The organism is Amycolatopsis sp. cmx-11-12, assembly GCF_046269425.1.
Classification (GTDB): domain Bacteria; phylum Actinomycetota; class Actinomycetes; order Mycobacteriales; family Pseudonocardiaceae; genus Amycolatopsis.
This window is the reverse complement of sequence record NZ_JADNQM010000021.1, coordinates 108080-123606: the sequence shown is the minus strand read 5'-3', so window position 1 is coordinate 123606 and position 15527 is coordinate 108080. Positions and strand designations below refer to the sequence as shown.

The 15527-nt window shown below is 69.6% G+C and carries 18 protein-coding genes; 11 read left to right on the top strand and 7 right to left on the bottom strand.

Translation table 11 applies throughout. The annotated features are described in order from the left end of the window. Nucleotides 1-21: 21 nt before the first annotated feature. From ACLARN_RS26685 to ACLARN_RS26665, 5 genes are all read right to left on the bottom strand, one after another. A complete protein-coding gene (locus ACLARN_RS26685) occupies nucleotides 22-945 on the bottom strand; it encodes an NADP-dependent oxidoreductase (protein WP_409494199.1) in 924 nt (307 codons plus the stop codon). 28 nt (nucleotides 946-973) lie between these two features. Further along, the gene (locus ACLARN_RS26680) at nucleotides 974-1972 is read right to left on the bottom strand and encodes a hypothetical protein (protein ID WP_409494198.1); all 999 of its coding nucleotides are present in this window, start codon (nucleotides 1970-1972) and stop codon (nucleotides 974-976) included. Further along, nucleotides 1969-2481: an RNA polymerase sigma factor gene (locus tag ACLARN_RS26675; RefSeq protein ID WP_409494197.1), complete on the bottom strand. Its 513-nt coding sequence runs from the start codon at nucleotides 2479-2481 to the stop codon at nucleotides 1969-1971. The genes ACLARN_RS26680 and ACLARN_RS26675 overlap by 4 nt, the downstream gene beginning before the upstream one ends. Nucleotides 2482-2570: 89 nt before the next feature. Next, nucleotides 2571-3797, bottom strand: a complete 1227-nt coding sequence (locus tag ACLARN_RS26670) for a phytase (protein ID WP_409494196.1) — start codon at nucleotides 3795-3797, stop codon at nucleotides 2571-2573. 48 nt (nucleotides 3798-3845) lie between these two features. Further along, on the bottom strand, nucleotides 3846-3983 hold the full coding sequence (locus ACLARN_RS26665; RefSeq protein WP_409494195.1) for a hypothetical protein: 138 nt from the start codon (nucleotides 3981-3983) through the stop codon (nucleotides 3846-3848). A gap of 117 nt (nucleotides 3984-4100) precedes the next feature. Between ACLARN_RS26665 and hisF the strand changes: the two genes are divergently transcribed. From hisF to ACLARN_RS26635, 6 genes are all read left to right on the top strand, one after another. Beyond that, entirely contained in the window at nucleotides 4101-4874 is a 774-nt protein-coding gene (hisF, locus tag ACLARN_RS26660; RefSeq protein ID WP_409494194.1) for an imidazole glycerol phosphate synthase subunit HisF, read from the top strand. Further along, a complete protein-coding gene (locus ACLARN_RS26655; RefSeq protein WP_409494193.1) occupies nucleotides 4871-5260 on the top strand; it encodes a hypothetical protein in 390 nt (129 codons plus the stop codon). Before hisF ends, ACLARN_RS26655 begins: the two co-directional genes overlap by 4 nt. Then, complete coding sequence (gene hisI, locus ACLARN_RS26650; RefSeq protein WP_409494192.1) at nucleotides 5250-5606, top strand: phosphoribosyl-AMP cyclohydrolase; 357 nt, start codon at nucleotides 5250-5252, stop codon at nucleotides 5604-5606. Before ACLARN_RS26655 ends, hisI begins: the two co-directional genes overlap by 11 nt. 82 nt (nucleotides 5607-5688) lie before the next feature. Then, the gene (locus ACLARN_RS26645; RefSeq protein ID WP_409494191.1) at nucleotides 5689-6591 is read left to right on the top strand and encodes a DUF3592 domain-containing protein; all 903 of its coding nucleotides are present in this window, start codon (nucleotides 5689-5691) and stop codon (nucleotides 6589-6591) included. Between the two features lie 147 nt (nucleotides 6592-6738). Beyond that, entirely contained in the window at nucleotides 6739-7203 is a 465-nt protein-coding gene (locus ACLARN_RS26640; RefSeq protein WP_409494190.1) for a hypothetical protein, read from the top strand. A 116-nt stretch (nucleotides 7204-7319) separates the two neighbouring features. Beyond that, complete coding sequence (locus ACLARN_RS26635) at nucleotides 7320-8249, top strand: DUF3592 domain-containing protein (RefSeq protein ID WP_409494189.1); 930 nt, start codon at nucleotides 7320-7322, stop codon at nucleotides 8247-8249. A 1-nt stretch (nucleotide 8250) separates the two neighbouring features. Here the strand turns inward: ACLARN_RS26635 and ACLARN_RS26630 are convergent, their stop codons facing one another. Beyond that, nucleotides 8251-8856, bottom strand: coding sequence for a TetR family transcriptional regulator (locus ACLARN_RS26630; protein ID WP_409494188.1), 606 nt, complete (start codon nucleotides 8854-8856; stop codon nucleotides 8251-8253). A gap of 95 nt (nucleotides 8857-8951) precedes the next feature. On the opposite strand from ACLARN_RS26630, the gene ACLARN_RS26625 reads away from it, so the two are divergent. From ACLARN_RS26625 to trpA, 5 genes are all read left to right on the top strand, one after another. After that, the gene (locus tag ACLARN_RS26625) at nucleotides 8952-10514 is read left to right on the top strand and encodes an anthranilate synthase component I (RefSeq protein WP_409494187.1); all 1563 of its coding nucleotides are present in this window, start codon (nucleotides 8952-8954) and stop codon (nucleotides 10512-10514) included. After that, nucleotides 10507-11082, top strand: a complete 576-nt coding sequence (locus ACLARN_RS26620) for a Trp biosynthesis-associated membrane protein (RefSeq protein ID WP_409494186.1) — start codon at nucleotides 10507-10509, stop codon at nucleotides 11080-11082. Before ACLARN_RS26625 ends, ACLARN_RS26620 begins: the two co-directional genes overlap by 8 nt. A gap of 192 nt (nucleotides 11083-11274) precedes the next feature. Continuing rightward, nucleotides 11275-12084, top strand: coding sequence for an indole-3-glycerol phosphate synthase TrpC (gene trpC / locus ACLARN_RS26615; protein ID WP_020630310.1), 810 nt, complete (start codon nucleotides 11275-11277; stop codon nucleotides 12082-12084). After that, nucleotides 12081-13310 carry a tryptophan synthase subunit beta gene (gene trpB / locus ACLARN_RS26610; RefSeq protein ID WP_409494185.1) on the top strand — a complete coding sequence of 410 codons (1230 nt, stop codon included), beginning with the start codon at nucleotides 12081-12083 and terminating at the stop codon, nucleotides 13308-13310. The genes trpC and trpB overlap by 4 nt, the downstream gene beginning before the upstream one ends. Further along, nucleotides 13307-14098, top strand: coding sequence for a tryptophan synthase subunit alpha (gene trpA / locus ACLARN_RS26605; RefSeq protein ID WP_409494184.1), 792 nt, complete (start codon nucleotides 13307-13309; stop codon nucleotides 14096-14098). The genes trpB and trpA overlap by 4 nt, the downstream gene beginning before the upstream one ends. 32 nt (nucleotides 14099-14130) lie before the next feature. On the opposite strand, the gene ACLARN_RS26600 is transcribed toward trpA, so the two are convergent. Beyond that, nucleotides 14131-15504: a glutamine synthetase family protein gene (locus tag ACLARN_RS26600; protein ID WP_409494183.1), complete on the bottom strand. Its 1374-nt coding sequence runs from the start codon at nucleotides 15502-15504 to the stop codon at nucleotides 14131-14133. Nucleotides 15505-15527 lie beyond the last annotated feature (23 nt).

Sequence of the window (15527 nt, the reverse complement as noted above, 5' to 3'; positions counted from 1 at the left end):
GGCTCGCCGCAGCGGGCAGGCTCATGGCACCAGGACGAGCTTGCCCCGGACGTGGCCCGCTTCGCTCTCGTCCTGGGCGGCGGCCGCTTCGGCGAGCGGGTAGACCCGGGCGATCGGCAGGTCGAGCTTGCCTTCGGCGGCGAGTGCGACGCCTTCGGCCAGCGCGCCGGGAACCTGCTCCGCCGGACCTCCCGAGGTGAAGCGGACGCCGTGGTCGGCCGCGTCCGGCGCGGCGATGGTGACGACGCGCTTCGGGCCGCCGGTCAGCTCGACCAGCGTCGCCAGCGAGCCGCGCCCGGAGGTGTCGAAGGAGGCGTCGATGCCCTGCGGCGCGACGTCGCGTACACGGTCGGCGAGCCCTTCGCCGTACTGCACGGGTACGGCGCCCAGCGAGCGCAGGTACTCGTGGTTCGCTTCGCTCGCGGTGCCCACGACGGTGAGCCCGCGCGCGACGGCCAGCTGGACGGCGATGGTGCCGACGCCGCCCGCCGCGCCGTCGATGAGCAGCGTCTCGCCCTTGTCGAGGTCCAGCAGGTTGAGCGCGCGGTAGGCGGTGCCGACGACCACGGGCAGCGCGGCGGCCAGTTCCCAGGACAGCGCCTCGGGCTTGCGGGTCAGGCCCGCCGGATCCGCGAGCACGTACTCCGCGTACCCGCCGTTCCCTCGCCCGAGCACCTCGTCGCCGACGGCGAACGCGGACACACCTTCCCCGACGGCGTCCACCACGCCGGCGACGTCTCCACCGGGGACGGCGGGGAACGTCGACGGGTACACCTCGGCCATCAGCCCGGACCGGATCTTCCAGTCGATCGGGTTCACGCCCGCCGCGCGGACGGCGATCCTGACCTGGCCGGGGCCGGGTTCGGGGAGCTCCCGGTCGAGGACCTTCAGAACCCCGGAGTCGCCGTACTCGGTGAACGCGATGGAGCGGTAGGTGTCCGTCATGCCGTCGACAACCCCCGGCCGCCCGTGCCTATTCCGGCGGTTTCCCGAACCAGCTGTAGTCGCCTTGGATGACCTGGAGGCTGTTCGCGACGTCGAGCAAGGTGGCCTGGTCCCGCTTGCCCGACACCGTGAGCCACCGTCCGCCCTCGAGCTGGACGGAGATCGTCCCGTTCTGATGTCCGAGCGGCCCATCCCGCTCCGGGAGGTAGACGCCGTCGAGCCCCCTGACCTTGAGAGGGACCGGTTCCGCGCCGTCCGGCACCGGCTGATCGCCGCTGAGCGACGCCGTCACGACCGCCGCCGCGGTGGGCTGCCCGGCACTGGTGGCTTCCAGTTCGGTCACGCCGCCGTTGACCTTCATGAACGTCTTGACCCCCGACAACTCCAGGTCGGCGGGCAGCCTGCCGAAGCGCAGTTCGCCCGAGACCCGGGCACGGTTGTCCTTGACCATCGCTTCGGCGATCCGCTCACCGACCGCGCGCGGGTCCTTCATGTTGGACAACGTCATGCTCAGCAGATAGACGTCGTCGGGGGACCAGGTCAGCGTCGTCGACCAGGCGTTGAGCTCGGTCGCCATGCCGACCTTGCCGTGCACGATGATCTGGTTCGGCGCGGGCGCGATCGTCCACGGCGCGGACCGGTCGCTCAGCGGCGTGATGAGCAGGTCGATCTGGCCGCGCTCACCGGCGGCCCAAGACCTCGACAACGGTGCGGGATAAGGCTTCCCGCCCCGGCTCGCTTCCTTGAAACCGTCGGGGAGCCAGCCGGGCTTGTACGGCAGCACCGACCAATCGGCGTCGCGTGCCGAAGCCGGGGGAACCGAGGTGAAGGCCCGCAGGCTCAGCGGCACGCCGAGCGCGATGATCGCGACCGCCGCCGCGACCAGCGCCAAGGCCATCTTCGGACGGCTTCGCGGCCGCTCAGTCAGCGCTTCACGGATCTCGGCCCCGTCGGGCGCCCGCGTCGCCAGATGTTCGAGGCTCTCCCGGATCAGGTTCTCGGTGTTCTCATCACTCAGTCGGGTCATTTGCGGGCTCCCGTGGTGGGCTGAACGGACGTGGACGGCCCGGTTTCCCGCAACGTCGCGAGCGCGCGCGAGATCTGGCTGCGCACGGTCGACGTCGCGCAGCGGAGTACCGCGCCGATCTCCTCGTCGGTGTAGTTCTCGTAGTAACGGAGCACGATCGCGGCGCGCTGTTTACGCGGGAGCTTCGCGAGCCGGTGCAGCATCGCGTCGCGTTCGTCGTACTCGATGGCGTGATCGGAGACCGGCGGGCTCACCAGGTCGAGTACTTCCGGCGACGACGGCGTCACGCGGCGGACCGCCAGACGCCGTCGCCACGACAGGTACTCGTTGGTCACCATCCGGCGGACGTACGTCGGGGGTGAGTCGATCTTCGGCCAGCGTTGCTGAGCACGCAGCAGCACCTCCTGGACGATGTCCTGCGCCAGATACGGATCGTCGGTCAAAACGGTCGCGTAGCGCAGGAGCCCGTCCAGGCGATCCGCGACGAACTCGTCGAAGGTCGCAGGCACGTGTCCCCCTCAGCCGATGGTCTCGCTCTAGTGACGCACGAGACCACCCGGCTGATGCATCGGGAGCGGAACTTTCTCGGTGAAGACGATCACCGCAGGGCGGTCTCCAGCCGGACGAAGGCGAACCCGGTCGTCGGCAGTTCCTCACCGGCGGGGCCAGTGGCGGCCGGGCGGCGTTCGCCGTCGTGCACCACCAGCAGACCGTGCGGGAACAGCGGGCCCAGCGGCGTGGTGGTGATCGCGGCGCCGTCGGAGTGTTCGACCGAGTCGGTCCCGCGTCCGGCGACGATCCGGAAGTCACGTCGCGGGGTGTTGCGGCCGCCGCGGTCGTAGACCACGAAACGGGAGTCGCCCTGGCTCGACGCGAGCAGCTTGTCGGCGGCCAGCGTCAACCCCTCGGCGTCCGCGGTCAGCCACTTGCCGCCGAAGCCGGGGTCGGGACCGTCGGCGACGCACTCCTCGGTCGCCTCGTCGAAGCGCTGCGGTGCCCCGAACGAACGGACCTTGTCGATCAGCTCGGGATGGCCGAAACCGGTGCCGTTCACCGGGATCCGCCAGATCCCGACGTCCTCCTGCGCGGTGTGGAGGACCCGGTGTTCGACGTCGAGCACCGAACCTTCCAGCTGCGGGCGCTCGTCCGGTTCGCCACACGGCGACCACGTCTCGCCGTTTGGCAGCCGGAACGACGTGGGCAGGTCGATCGTGCCGATCGGCGCCGTGCCGACGGTGCCGCCCGGTTTGTCGACAAGTCGCAAGAGCGCCACACGGGTCTCGTGCCGCCGGGTCACCGCGACCCAGCGCGCGCCGGTGCGCGGGTCGCGTCCGGCGGTGAGCCCGTACGCCGTCCGCTGTTCGTCCACTTCGGACTCAGAGGCGGAGAAGACCGGTGTGGCGGCAGGATCCGTGACGTCCCGCAGCACGCGTGATCCGGCGGCCGAACCGGCAGGGTCGATGCGGTAGACGCGCACGCGGTCCCGGCCGCGGTCGCTCACCACCGCGAGATCGCCGACGACGTCGACGTTGTTGAATCGCCCGCCCGCGGGCACCGCGAGCTGCTGGAGCTGCCGCGCTCGCAGGTCGAACGCGGCCAGCCCGCCTTCCTTGAGCGTGCCGAGCACGACGCTCCGGGACGGGTTCTTCGGATGGACCCAGATCGCCGGGTCGTCGGCGTCGGCGTTGGCCGGGTCCGCGCTCGCGTCGTCGACGAACGCCCTGGTCTGCGCCACAGGAGAGGGGTTCGGGCTCGCTTCGGCCGGCACGCCGGCGAGAAGGGAAGCCGCCAGAAGGGGCACGGGGAGGAGGGGAGCTATGCGCATCCAGGGGAAGTTAGCCGCGCGCGGTGTCCGGCCGGTGAACGTCGGCGGTCAGGTAGTACTGCGCGACCGGCCCTCCGGGGCCTGCCAGAAACCGAGGAACGCGCGGACGAGACGCTCGCCGACCCCGTCATCGGGGCCATCGAGGATGCGGGGGACCATCTCGCCGGGGTCGATCGGCAGGTTCATCGATGAACCTGCGCCGAGCCGCGTCGAGGATCTCCTCCCGCGTCTCGGTCTGCCCCGGCCGCCGCCCCGCCTGTGCCATTCCGCGAGCTTAATGTGCTCTTGACTACGCTTGTCCCCATGTCAGTCGCAGTCAGGGTCATCCCGTGTCTCGACGTCGACGCGGGCCGAGTGGTGAAGGGTGTCAACTTCGCCGACCTGCGCGACGCCGGCGACCCCGTCGAGCTCGCCCGTCTGTATGACGCCGAGGGCGCCGACGAGCTCACGTTCCTCGACGTCACGGCGTCCTCCGGGGACCGCGAGACCACCTTCGACGTGGTCCGCCGGACCGCGGAGCAGGTGTTCATCCCGCTCACTGTCGGTGGCGGCGTGCGCACGAACGACGACGTCAACCGGCTGCTGCGCACGGGCGCGGACAAGGTGAGCATCAACACCGCGGCCATCGCGCGGCCGGAGTTCCTGCGCGAGGCGTCCCGCCGGTTCGGCGCGCAGTGCGTCGTGCTGTCGGTGGACGCCCGGCGCGTTCCGGAGGGGACCGAACCGACCCCGTCCGGCTTCGAGGTGACCACGCACGGTGGCCGCCGCGGCACCGGGATCGACGCCGTCGAATGGGCCGCGCGCGGGGAAGAGCTCGGCGTCGGCGAGATCCTGCTCAACTCGATGGACGCCGATGGCACCAAGAACGGCTTCGACCTCGAACTCCTGACCCAGGTGCGCGAGGCGGTCCGCGTCCCGGTGATCGCCAGTGGCGGCGCCGGCGCGCTCGAACACTTCCTGCCCGCCGTCGAGGCGGGCGCGGACGCCGTGCTCGCGGCCAGCGTGTTCCACTTCGGACAGTTGAAGATCGGCGAGGTCAAGAGCGCACTGCGCGCCGGGGGAGTCGTGGTCCGGTGATCATGGACAAAGGGAAGGCCGCCACCGAGGTCAAGGTCGTCTGCGCGCTGCTGCTCGGACTCGGGCTCGGGTACGTCGGGATGGCCGTGATCCTCATGTTCGCGCCGCACTCCACCGCGCGGACGTTCCTGCTGCCGGTGACGTCGCTGGTTCTCGGCGGTCTTGTCGTCGCGGGCCTGGTGCTGAGGATGTCTTCGGCGCGGTTCGCCGGTTTCGTCGTCAGCTTCCTGTTCGCGTTGCTGCACGCGTTGTCCATGCTGGCGGCGGAACTCTTCTGGGTGAAGATCGTCTCCGGGCTGCTTTTCGCCGGGTACATCTACGCGGCGGTCCTGCTCAACTCGATGCCGGTGAAACGGCACCTTCTCGGAGCCACGAATGACGCTTGATCCCGCCCTCTCGGACCGCTTGAAGCGCAACGCCGACGGGCTGATCGCCGCCGTCGTCGTCGAACACTCCACCTCGGACGTCCTGATGATGGCGTGGATGGACGACGAGGCGCTGGAGCGCACCCTCACCACCCGGCGCGGGACCTACTATTCGCGCAGCCGCAAGGAACTGTGGGTCAAGGGCGAGACCTCCGGCCACGTCCAGCACGTGCGCGAGGTGCGGATCGACTGCGACGGCGATACCGTCCTGCTGCGTGTCGACCAGACCGGTCCGGCCTGTCACACCGGCACGCACAGCTGTTTCGACACCGACGATCGGCTGCTGCTGGCCGACGAGAGCGAGTAGCTCGCGGCGAATCAGGGACTGTGCAACGGTTCCCGGCACGCTGGCGCTGATCGCGGGCTGAGCACCCGGGTAAACTCGGTCCATGGGACTGGGGGACAGGGAAACCGCGGCGAAGGACAGGTCCGCGAAAGTGCGCGCGTTGAGCGGACGCTCGATCGCCCTCGCCCTGCTTTGGATCGCGGTCTTCGTCGGCGCGGCGTTCGGGACGGACTTCCTTCAGCGTTCGGCCGACGAACTGCTGGCGACCGGAACCCGTGTCGAGGGCAGGGTGGAAAGCGTCCGCCTCGACCGCACCGGCGACTACCCGACCATCATCGTCGGCTATCGCGTGGAGTCCGACTCTTTCAAGGCGACGATCGACCCGGACTCCGGGCGCGCCTACACGGTCGGTCAGCCGGTCACGGTGATCTACGACCCCGCGAATCCCCGATCGGTCCGGACGCTCGAAGAGGCCGACAAGGACGGAATCGCCACGGCGCTGTTCATCGTCCTGATGCTCCTTTCCCTGGTCGGTGCCCCGGCGTCCGGGTACGCCGCCGTGATGTGGTGGCTCCGCTACCGGGCGGTACTGGCCACGGGATGGCGTGCGGGCAAGGCGACGGTGTGGCCGGACGGTTCCGTCAGGAAGGGCGGGAAACTCCCGGACATCGACGTCAAGTTCGAGGACGGCGCCGTCACCAGGTTCCGCGCGGTGATGTCGACGCGGGGGGCGACCCGGTTCAAGGAGGCCGGGAACGTACCCGTCTCGGTCGCGGGGGCGGGCCAGAACGTGGTCTTGGTCTTCCCCGACGGCCGGTGGCGCGCGGGAAGGCCCTACGAGGTTCCGGCGAGGGAAGTCCGTTCCGACGGGTGGGGAGTCAAGGGGCAGGCCGAGGTCGCGCCAGAGGAGCGCCTCGATACCGCTCGCCGCCATGGACTGGAATTCCGCGACGTCCCTCCCCGAGAGAAGCCGCGGACGCCCCGAGGGAAGCGGCGGCACGGCTAACATCAACGTATGAAACCGGGGCGAGGGAAGAGAAGATCAGCCGACCGTGATCGCGCGAAACGACTTCCGCGCGTCGCCGGGCGCCCTCTGTCCTCTTCGGCTGTCGACGTCGTCAAAAGCCTTGTCGCGCAGACGGTACACAAAGAAGTGGCCGCCCCTCTGATCGAGAAACTGTCGCACTTCAAGGTGCGAGCGCTGGCTCTGTCGGTGCTCTGGCTGATCTTCTTCGTCATCTGCCGGATGAGCTCCGACAACCCCGGCGACGCGCTGGCCCTGCTGTCTTTCTTCGCATTCCTGGGCTTTCCGGCGTGCCTTGCCGCCGCTTGGCTCTGGCGGAGCCGGTATCGCTCAGCCTCGAAAACCGGCCTGCGCGAGGCCACGGCGACGGTGCGGCCGGGGTGGCTGTTCCCCCGTATCGACGTGTTCTTCGAAAACGACTACAAGTTCCTCGCCTCGCGCCGTTCGCTGAGGATCGCGCCCCGGGTCCGGAAGGTTCCCGTCTTCATCGGCGGTGAGGGAACGGACATGATCGTGATCTTCCCGCGTGGACGGTTCTCCAAGGACACGCTCTACGCGGTGCCGGTCAAGGAGATCGAGCCGGACACGGCCTGACGGCAGGGCCTTGGTCCCTTCTTGACTTGTACGCCTGGGAAGGCCGCTCGGTTGCCTCGCGTCGTGATGGCGATAATCGCAGGTCAGTCGGCTTCCGCGGACATTATCCTCAGTCCATGGAACTGGGGCGGGGAAGAGACGAAGCAGCGGATCGCGCTCGGTCGAGACGCCGGCGCGCCGACGGTATCGTGTTGTGGTCGTCCACTTCGGACGGACTGAAAGCGCCGGACGCCGAAGAAGGCGCCGCACGGCGAGAACCGTTCGCGATGCTGCGGGCGGCATCGGCACGCGCGGCCTCGGGCGCACCGACTTCGACCGACCCCGTGATCGCGAAGCTGCCGCTTCTCGGCCTGCGTGCGGCGGCCTTCTCCCTGCTCTGGATCGCTCTCCTCGCCGCCTTGGGGGTCGGGCTCGACGTGGTCCGGCAGCCCTCCGAGGAACTGCTGGCGACCGGGGTCCGGGTCGAGGGCACGGTGGAAAGGCTCTACGAGAACAGGAAAGGGAAGAACCGCACCATCACGGTCGACTACCCCGTGGGGTCGGCGCCGTGGACGGCCGAGATCCGACGGGATTCGGAGCGTGAGTACGCGGTGGGGGACAAAGTGACCGTGTTCTACGCCCCTGGCAACCCCGAGCGGGTCCGCACGCTCGAAGAGGAGAACATCAGCGAGTTCCGTCAGGGCTTGCTGATCGTTCCGGGGCTCCTGCTCCTCCCGGCCCTTCCACTTTGCCTGGTCGCCGCGGCGGCGTGGTGGAACCGGTACCGCTCCGTCCTCAAGACCGGTTGGCGCGACGCCACGGCGACGGTGAAGCCCGGCCGGGTTCTCCCCGAGATCGACCTGAACCTCGGTCGTGACGGCATCATGCTGCTTCGCGCGCGTCCCTCGCTGAGGAGCGCCTCCCGGTTCAAGGGGCTCAGGAACGTTCCCGTCCTCGTCGGAGGGACGGAAAAGCACATCGTCGTGGTCTTCCCCCGCGGCCGGTGGTTCAAGGAAAGGCTCTACCCGGTCCCCGCCGAGAAGATCCGGCCGGAGTTCCCCCGCTGACTCAGTCGATGTCCCCGGTCAGGTATCGCTGCACCGTCGGCGCGATCGCGGTCACCAAGGGCTCGATCTCACTCGTCGCCATCGGCTCGAACTTCGCGACGTAGCGCACCAGCCCCATCCCGACCAGCTGGGAGGCGCAGAGCGACGTCCGCAGTTCGACGCGGTCCGAGCCGAGCCCGGCGATGATCTTCGTGAAGAAGTTCTGGAAGAAACTGCGCAGCACCAGCGCGGCCTGTTCGTGTCCGGCGACGCTGCGGACGAGCGCCTGGAAGACCTCGCCGCCCGCGCCGTCCCACCGGGTGAGGAAGGTTCGCACGATCCGGCGGCCGAACTCGTCGTCGGGGCCGTTCGTCAGTTCCGCGAGGAGTTCGTGCGGGTCGAACGGCAGTTTCAGCACGGCTTGGGCGAACAGCCCTTCCTTGCTGCCGAACCAGTGGTTGACCATCGCCGCGTCGACTCCGGCGCGGGTCGCGATCGCGCGGACGGTCGCGCCGTCGAAGCCGCTCTCGCCGAACACCGCGCGGGCCGCTTCGATCAGGGCGGTGCGGGTGTCCTGTCCGCCGGGACGCCGCCCCCGGCGGCGCGCGGTAGTGTCTTCAACAGCCATGGCGTCATCATGAACGGACCCGGCGCAGAATTCAACAATCCTTGAATTCATCCCCGGTCCCCGCCCGCCCGGTGCGTTGCCGCACAATGAGCGACATGGTCAGCGCCGCAAACGCCAGCCCGTCGGGGCTCGGCTCGGTCAGCCCTTCGCGCGACGAGTTCCGCGCGCTCGCCGAGGGCCGTCGCGTCATCCCCGTTGTCCGCCGCGTGCTCGCCGACGGTGAGACCCCCATCGGGGTCTACCGCAAGCTCGCCGCCGACCGGCCGGGGACGTTCCTTTTCGAATCCGCCGAGAACGGCGCCTCCTGGAGCCGATGGTCGTTCATCGGCGTCGACAGCCCCGCCGCGCTGACCGTGCGTGACGGCAAGGCCGTGTGGACCGGCACCCCGCCGGTCGGCCTCCCGACCGAGGGCGACCCGCTCACTGTGCTGCGCGAGACCGTCGCCGCGCTCCACACCGAGCAGCTGCCCGGAATGCCGCCGCTCACCGGCGGGATGGTGGGCTACATCGGCTACGACGCCGTCCGCTGGCTCGAACGGCTCCCCGAACTCGCCGAGCGCGACCTCGACATCCCCGAGCTCACCATGCTCCTGGCGACCGACCTCGCCGCCTTCGACCACCACGAGGGCACGGTCACGTTGATCGCCAACGCGGTCAACTGGGACGACTCGGCCGAGCGCGTCGACGCCGCGTACGACGACGCCGTCGCGCGCCTCAACGCGATGACCAAGCAGCTGCACGTCGCGGCCCCGGCCACCGCGGCCGTCTTCGACCGCCCCGCGCCCGAGTTCACGCGCCGCCGGTCCAAGCCGGACTTCCACGCGGCCGTCGAGAAGGCCGTCGAGGCGATCAAGGCGGGCGAAGCGTTCCAGATCGTGCCGTCGCAACGGTTCGAGATCGAGACCCAGGCCGACGCGCTGGACGTCTACCGCGTACTGCGCACGTCCAACCCGAGCCCGTACATGTACCTGCTGCGCCTGGACGGCTTCGACATCGTCGGGTCCAGCCCGGAGTCGCTGGTCACCGTCCGGGACGGCCGCGCGACCACTCACCCGATCGCGGGCACCCGCTGGCGCGGCGCCGATCCGGAAGAGGACGCGCAGCTGGCCAAGGACCTGCTCGCGGACGAGAAGGAGCGCGCCGAGCACCTGATGCTCGTCGACCTCGGCCGCAACGACCTCGGCAAGGTCTGCAAGCCCGGCACCGTGCGCGTCGTCGACTTCTTCGACGTCGAGCGCTACAGCCACGTCATGCACATCGTCTCCACGGTCACCGGCGAACTCCTCGACGACAAGACGGCCTTCGACGCGGTCACCGCCTGCTTCCCGGCCGGGACGCTCTCGGGCGCGCCGAAGGTCCGCGCGATGCAGTTGATCGAGGAGCTGGAGCCGACCCGCAGGGCGCTCTACGGCGGCGTCGTCGGCTACCTCGACTTCGCCGGGGACGCCGACACCGCGATCGCCATCCGCACCGCGCTGATGAAGGACGGCGTCGCGTACGTCCAGGCCGGTGGAGGTGTGGTCGCCGACTCGGTGGCCGACTACGAGGACAACGAGTCGCTCAACAAGGCCCGCACCGTGCTGTCCGCCGTCGCGGCGGCGCAGACGATGATCGCGGCGGACGAGCTCGACCCGGCGGGTGACAGTGCTCGTGTCTGAGGCTCCGGAAGACACGGCCCCGCCTGCCAAGAAGGCCAAGCGTCCACTGTGGATCGCCGTGGTCGGCCTGGCGCTGGGCGCGGTCGCGTTGTGGGGATCTTCTCAGCTGGTGTGGTTCGCGGAGTTCCGTGACGGCGGGGTGCGCGGCACCGTGCAGTACACGGAAACCGGTTCAGAGCGTGCGGTTGCGCTGATTCCGCTCGCGTTGCTGGCGCTCGCCGGCACGGCGGGACTGATCGCCACCGGCGGCTGGCCACGCCGGGTGCTCGGCGTGGTACTCGCCGTCGCGGGCGTCGCCGCGGTGTGGGTGGGCGTGGTGGGCGGTTCGTTCAGCGGCTTCGCCGACGGGCTGCCCGTCGCCCAGATGCTGGGAGCCCGCGGTCTCGCGATCCTCGGGGGAATTCTCGTGACCGCCGGAGGGTTGGCAGCCATCAGGGGCGCGGGCCGGATGCCACGCCTCGGCGCGAAGTACGCGGCGCCGGGGACGAAGAAGCGGGCCGCGAAGGATCCGGAGACCGAGCTGTGGGAGGCGCTGTCCGAAGGCGAAGATCCCACCGCGACCCGGTGACGACAGCGGAATTCGCGGGTTTCGGAGATCTTTCCCGGCAAAGATGACACGGTTGGCATTCGGAGTAACGGACATACCCGGAACCAGGCCGTATTCGTGCGGGGGTTAGCATCGTTTCGGCGGGAAGGGGAAGGTTTTTGTGAGCGACCTTGCGAAGGAATCCGTGAGTACGACGGCCGGTGGGGACCTCCGGTGAGCGTGCTCGAAGACATCGTCGCCGGCGTCCGGGCCGATCTCGCCGAGCGCGAGGCGGTTCTGCCGTTCGACGAACTGAAGAAGCGCGCGACCCAGGTCGCGCCTCCCCGAGACGTGCTCGCGGCCCTGCGTGAGTCCGGAATCGGCGTCATCGCCGAGGTGAAGCGGCGCAGCCCCTCCAAGGGCGATCTGGCCGAGATCCCGGATCCGGCCGCGCTGGCGAAGGACTACGCCGACGGCGGCGCCAGGGTGATCAGCGTGCTGACCGAGCAGCGGCGGTTCGGCGGTTCGCTCGCCGACCTCGACGCGGTCCGCGCGGCGGTCGACATCCCGGTGCTGCGCAAGGACTTCATCGTCAGCCCGTACCAGGTCCACGAGGCGCGGCTGCACGGCGCGGACATGGTCCTGCTGATCGTGGCGGCGCTGGAGCAGAACGCCCTGATCGCGTTGCTGGACCGGGTCGAATCCCTGGGGATGACCGCGCTCGTCGAGATCCACAACGCCGAAGAGGCCGACAAGGCCCTCGAAGCAGGCGCGAAGGTGATCGGCGTCAATGCCCGCAACCTGCACACGCTCGAGGTCGACAGGGACGTCTTCTCGCGGCTGGCCCCCGGCCTGCCGATGGACGTCTTCAAGATCGCCGAGTCCGGTGTCCGCGGTCCTGGTGACCTGATGTCCTACGCGGGTCACGGCGCCGACGCCGTCCTCGTGGGCGAAGGGCTCGTCGCTTCCGGCGACCCGAAGGGCGCCCTGGTCAAGCTGGTCACCGCCGGATCGCACCCCGCGTGCCCGAGGCCTTCTCGATGACCACTGAGTACACCGAAACACCGCATGGCGAGCACGACCCGGACGACCGGGGCTACTACGGCCCGTACGGCGGCCGGTTCATGCCCGAGGCCCTGATCGGCGTCGTGGACGAGGTCGCGGCCGAGTACGACAAGGCCAGGACCGACCCGGAGTTCGTCAACGAGTTCCGGCGCCTGCTGCGCGACTACGCCGGCCGTCCGTCGCTGCTCACCGAGGCCAAGCGCTTCGGTGAGCACGCCGGCGGTGCCCGGATCTTCCTCAAGCGCGAGGATCTGAACCACACCGGTTCGCACAAGATCAACAACGTGCTTGGCCAGGCGCTGCTCACCAAACGGATGGGCAAGAAGCGGGTCATCGCCGAGACCGGGGCCGGGCAGCACGGCGTGGCCACCGCCACCGCCTGCGCGCTGCTTGACCTGGAATGCATCGTCTACATGGGCGAGGTCGACACCGAGCGGCAGGCGCTGAACGTGGCGCGCATGAAGCTGCTCGGCGCCGAGGTCATCCCGGTGAAGACCGGTTCGCGCACGCTCAAGGACGCGATCAACGAGGCGCTGCGCGACTGGGTCACCAACGCCGACACCACGCACTACCTGTTCGGCACGGCGGCGGGCCCGTACCCGTTCCCGATGATGGTGCGGAACTTCCACAAGATCATCGGCGAGGAGGCCCGCGTCCAGATCCTGGAGCAGGCCGGACGCCTGCCGGACGCCGTCGCTGCCTGCGTCGGCGGCGGGTCGAACGCGATCGGGATCTTCCACGGCTTCATCGACGACCAGGAGGTCCGCCTCGTCGGTCTCGAGCCGGGCGGCGAGGGCATCGAGGGCAGCCGCCACGGCGCCACGCTGACCAAGGGCACCCCCGGCAACCTGCACGGCGCGATGACGTACCTCTTGCAGGACGAGGACGGGCAGACCGTCGAGTCGCACTCGATCTCCGCGGGCCTGGACTACCCGGGCGTCGGCCCGGAGCACTCGTGGCTCAAGGACAGCGGGCGCGCCGAGTACCGACCGGTGACCGACGCCGAGGCGATGGACGCGTTCAAGCTGCTTTCGCGCACCGAGGGCATCATCCCGGCGATCGAGTCGGCGCACGCGCTGGCAGGCGCGCTGGTGCTGGGCCGTGAGCTGGGCCCCGAGGGCCTGATCGTGGTGAACCTGTCCGGTCGTGGCGACAAGGACATGGACACCGCCGCGAAGTACTTCGGCCTGGTGGAGAACGCATGAGTGGGTTGCAGGAACTCTTCGCCAAGACGCGCGCCGAGGGCCGCGGTGCCCTGATCGGGTACCTCCCGGCGGGTTTCCCCACGGTCGACGGGTCCAAGGACCTGCTGGCCGCGGTGGTCGACGGCGGCGCCGACCTGGTCGAGGTGGGCGTGCCCTACTCGGACCCGGTGATGGACGGCCCGACCATCCAGGCTGCTTCGGTGAGCGCCCTTTCCAGTGGCTTCAAGCTCAAGCACCTGTTCGAGGTCGTCGAGTCGGTGTCGTCGCGCGGCGGCAAGGCCGTCGTGATGACGTACTGGAACCCGGTGCACCGCTACGGCGTCGACCGCTTCGCGCGGGACCTCGCCGCGGCGGGCGGGCTCGGGATGATCACCCCTGACCTGATCCCGGACGAGGCCGACGAATGGATGGCCGCGTCCGAGCAGCATGGTCTGGACCGGATCTTCCTGGTCGCGCCGTCCTCCTCGGAGGAGCGGATCGCGAAGACCGTCGCGGCCTCTTCGGGCTTCGTGTACGCCACCGCGGTGATGGGCGTGACAGGCGCTCGTGACCAGGTCGGCGTGCACGCCGAGGACCTGGTCGCGCGGACCCGCGCGCATACGGATCTGCCGATCGGCGTCGGTCTCGGCGTCCGTTCCGGCGCTCAGGCGGCGCAGGTCGCCGGTTTCGCCGACGGCGTCATCGTCGGCTCGGCTTTGGTGACCGCCGCGGCGAGCGGACTCGACGCGGTTCGCGAGCTTTCGGCCGAACTGTCCGCGGGTGTGCGGAAGACCGTCGCTCCCGCTTGATCTGATGTGAGCCGAAGGCGCGGCGGTGGGGCTCAGTGCCGCCACCGCTGCGCCTCGGTGATCTCCTCCGGGCTCGCGAGCGCGAACCGCTCGATCTCCGCCCGTCGCACGTCCACGATCGTCGTCGCCAGTGGCGCGCCGAACGCGTCAGCCAGTGCTTTGTCCGCTTCGAACGCAGCGACGGCTTCCTCCAACCGCAGAGGCAACCGCTCGATGCCGCGGGTGGCACGTTCGGCATCGGTCAGCTTCCCCGGATCCACGTCGACCGGCTCCGGCAGTGACGCTTCCTCGTCGACACCGGCCATTCCGGCGAACAGCAGCGCGGCCGCCAGCAGGTACGGATTCGCGGTCAGGTCGAAGCATTTGACCTCGAGGTTCGCCGCCGAGTCACGGTTCCCGGCCACCCCGCGCACCAGCCGCAGCGCCGTCTCCCGGTTCTCCAGCCCCCAAGCGGTGTACACGCCCGCCCAGTGGTGCGGCTCCAGCCTCAGATAGCTGACGACCGACGGCGCCCCGATCGCGAGCAGTGCGGGAAGCCGCCGCAAGATGCCCGCGCTGAACGACTCCGCGACCGGCGTCAGCCCGAAAATCCTTTCACCGCTGGAGAAAAGGTTTCGTGCGCCGTCCCAGACGCTCAGATGCACGTGCCCGCCGTTGCCGACACCGGCAGGCGCGAACTTCGGGGTGAAGGACGCCCGCAGCCCGTGCCGGTTGCTGAGCGCGCGGATCGTTTCCTTCGTCAGGACGGCGACGTCGGCCGCGCGCACCGGATCGGCGGCGGCGACGGACAGTTCGAACTGGCCATCGGCGTACTCGGGGTGGATCTGTTCCACCCCGACACCCTGCTGGTCCAAAGTGGACACCAGCTGGCGGAGATAGTCCGCACGCTCGGAAAGCCGCGTGTAGCCGTAGGCCGGGCCCGCGGTGGCCGACGTCGGATCGTCCGGGGTTTCGGCGCTGGTGATCACCCATTCGATTTCGAAACTCATCAGCGCCCGGTGACCGCGCGCGGCCAGCCGGTCCACCGCCGTCGCCAGCAGAGCGCGCTGATCCTGCGGATGCGGCTCACCTTCCTGGTCGAGTTTCGTCACCGGCGCCCAGGCCCAGCCTGGCTGCCCGGCGAGGACGGTCAGCGCGTCGAGATCCGGATGCAGCCGCAGGTCACCGACCGGTCCGAGCGAATGTTCGCCGCCGGTGATGCCGTCGTCGAAGCCGAAGAAGTCGAAGCAGGTCGCGGCACCCACACCCCACGCGGCCGCGGACGGCAGCTTCCGCAGCGGCACCGCCTTGACCCGCGCGATCCCGGCGTTGTCCACGAAGGTCAGCGCCACCAGCTCGACACCCCGCGCCCGGAGGTCCCCGACGAGGGCTGTCGCGCGGGCGGTCAGTGCTTCCCGGTTCACCATGGTTCCCCATCCTGGCCTCATCC

Coding starts and splice junctions, on each gene's coding strand:
- ACLARN_RS26685 (WP_409494199.1), bottom strand. CDS start 945: ATGACGGACACCTACCGCTCCATCGCGTTCACCGAGTACGGCGACTCC.
- ACLARN_RS26680 (WP_409494198.1), bottom strand. CDS start 1,972: ATGACCCGACTGAGTGATGAGAACACCGAGAACCTGATCCGGGAGAGC.
- ACLARN_RS26670 (WP_409494196.1), bottom strand. CDS start 3,797: ATGCGCATAGCTCCCCTCCTCCCCGTGCCCCTTCTGGCGGCTTCCCTT.
- ACLARN_RS26665 (WP_409494195.1), bottom strand. CDS start 3,983: ATGAACCTGCCGATCGACCCCGGCGAGATGGTCCCCCGCATCCTCGAT.
- hisF (WP_409494194.1), top strand. CDS start 4,101: ATGTCAGTCGCAGTCAGGGTCATCCCGTGTCTCGACGTCGACGCGGGC.
- hisI (WP_409494192.1), top strand. CDS start 5,250: ATGACGCTTGATCCCGCCCTCTCGGACCGCTTGAAGCGCAACGCCGAC.
- ACLARN_RS26645 (WP_409494191.1), top strand. CDS start 5,689: ATGGGACTGGGGGACAGGGAAACCGCGGCGAAGGACAGGTCCGCGAAA.
- ACLARN_RS26635 (WP_409494189.1), top strand. CDS start 7,320: ATGGAACTGGGGCGGGGAAGAGACGAAGCAGCGGATCGCGCTCGGTCG.
- ACLARN_RS26630 (WP_409494188.1), bottom strand. CDS start 8,856: ATGGCTGTTGAAGACACTACCGCGCGCCGCCGGGGGCGGCGTCCCGGC.
- ACLARN_RS26625 (WP_409494187.1), top strand. CDS start 8,952: ATGGTCAGCGCCGCAAACGCCAGCCCGTCGGGGCTCGGCTCGGTCAGC.
- trpB (WP_409494185.1), top strand. CDS start 12,081: ATGACCACTGAGTACACCGAAACACCGCATGGCGAGCACGACCCGGAC.
- trpA (WP_409494184.1), top strand. CDS start 13,307: ATGAGTGGGTTGCAGGAACTCTTCGCCAAGACGCGCGCCGAGGGCCGC.
- ACLARN_RS26600 (WP_409494183.1), bottom strand. CDS start 15,504: ATGGTGAACCGGGAAGCACTGACCGCCCGCGCGACAGCCCTCGTCGGG.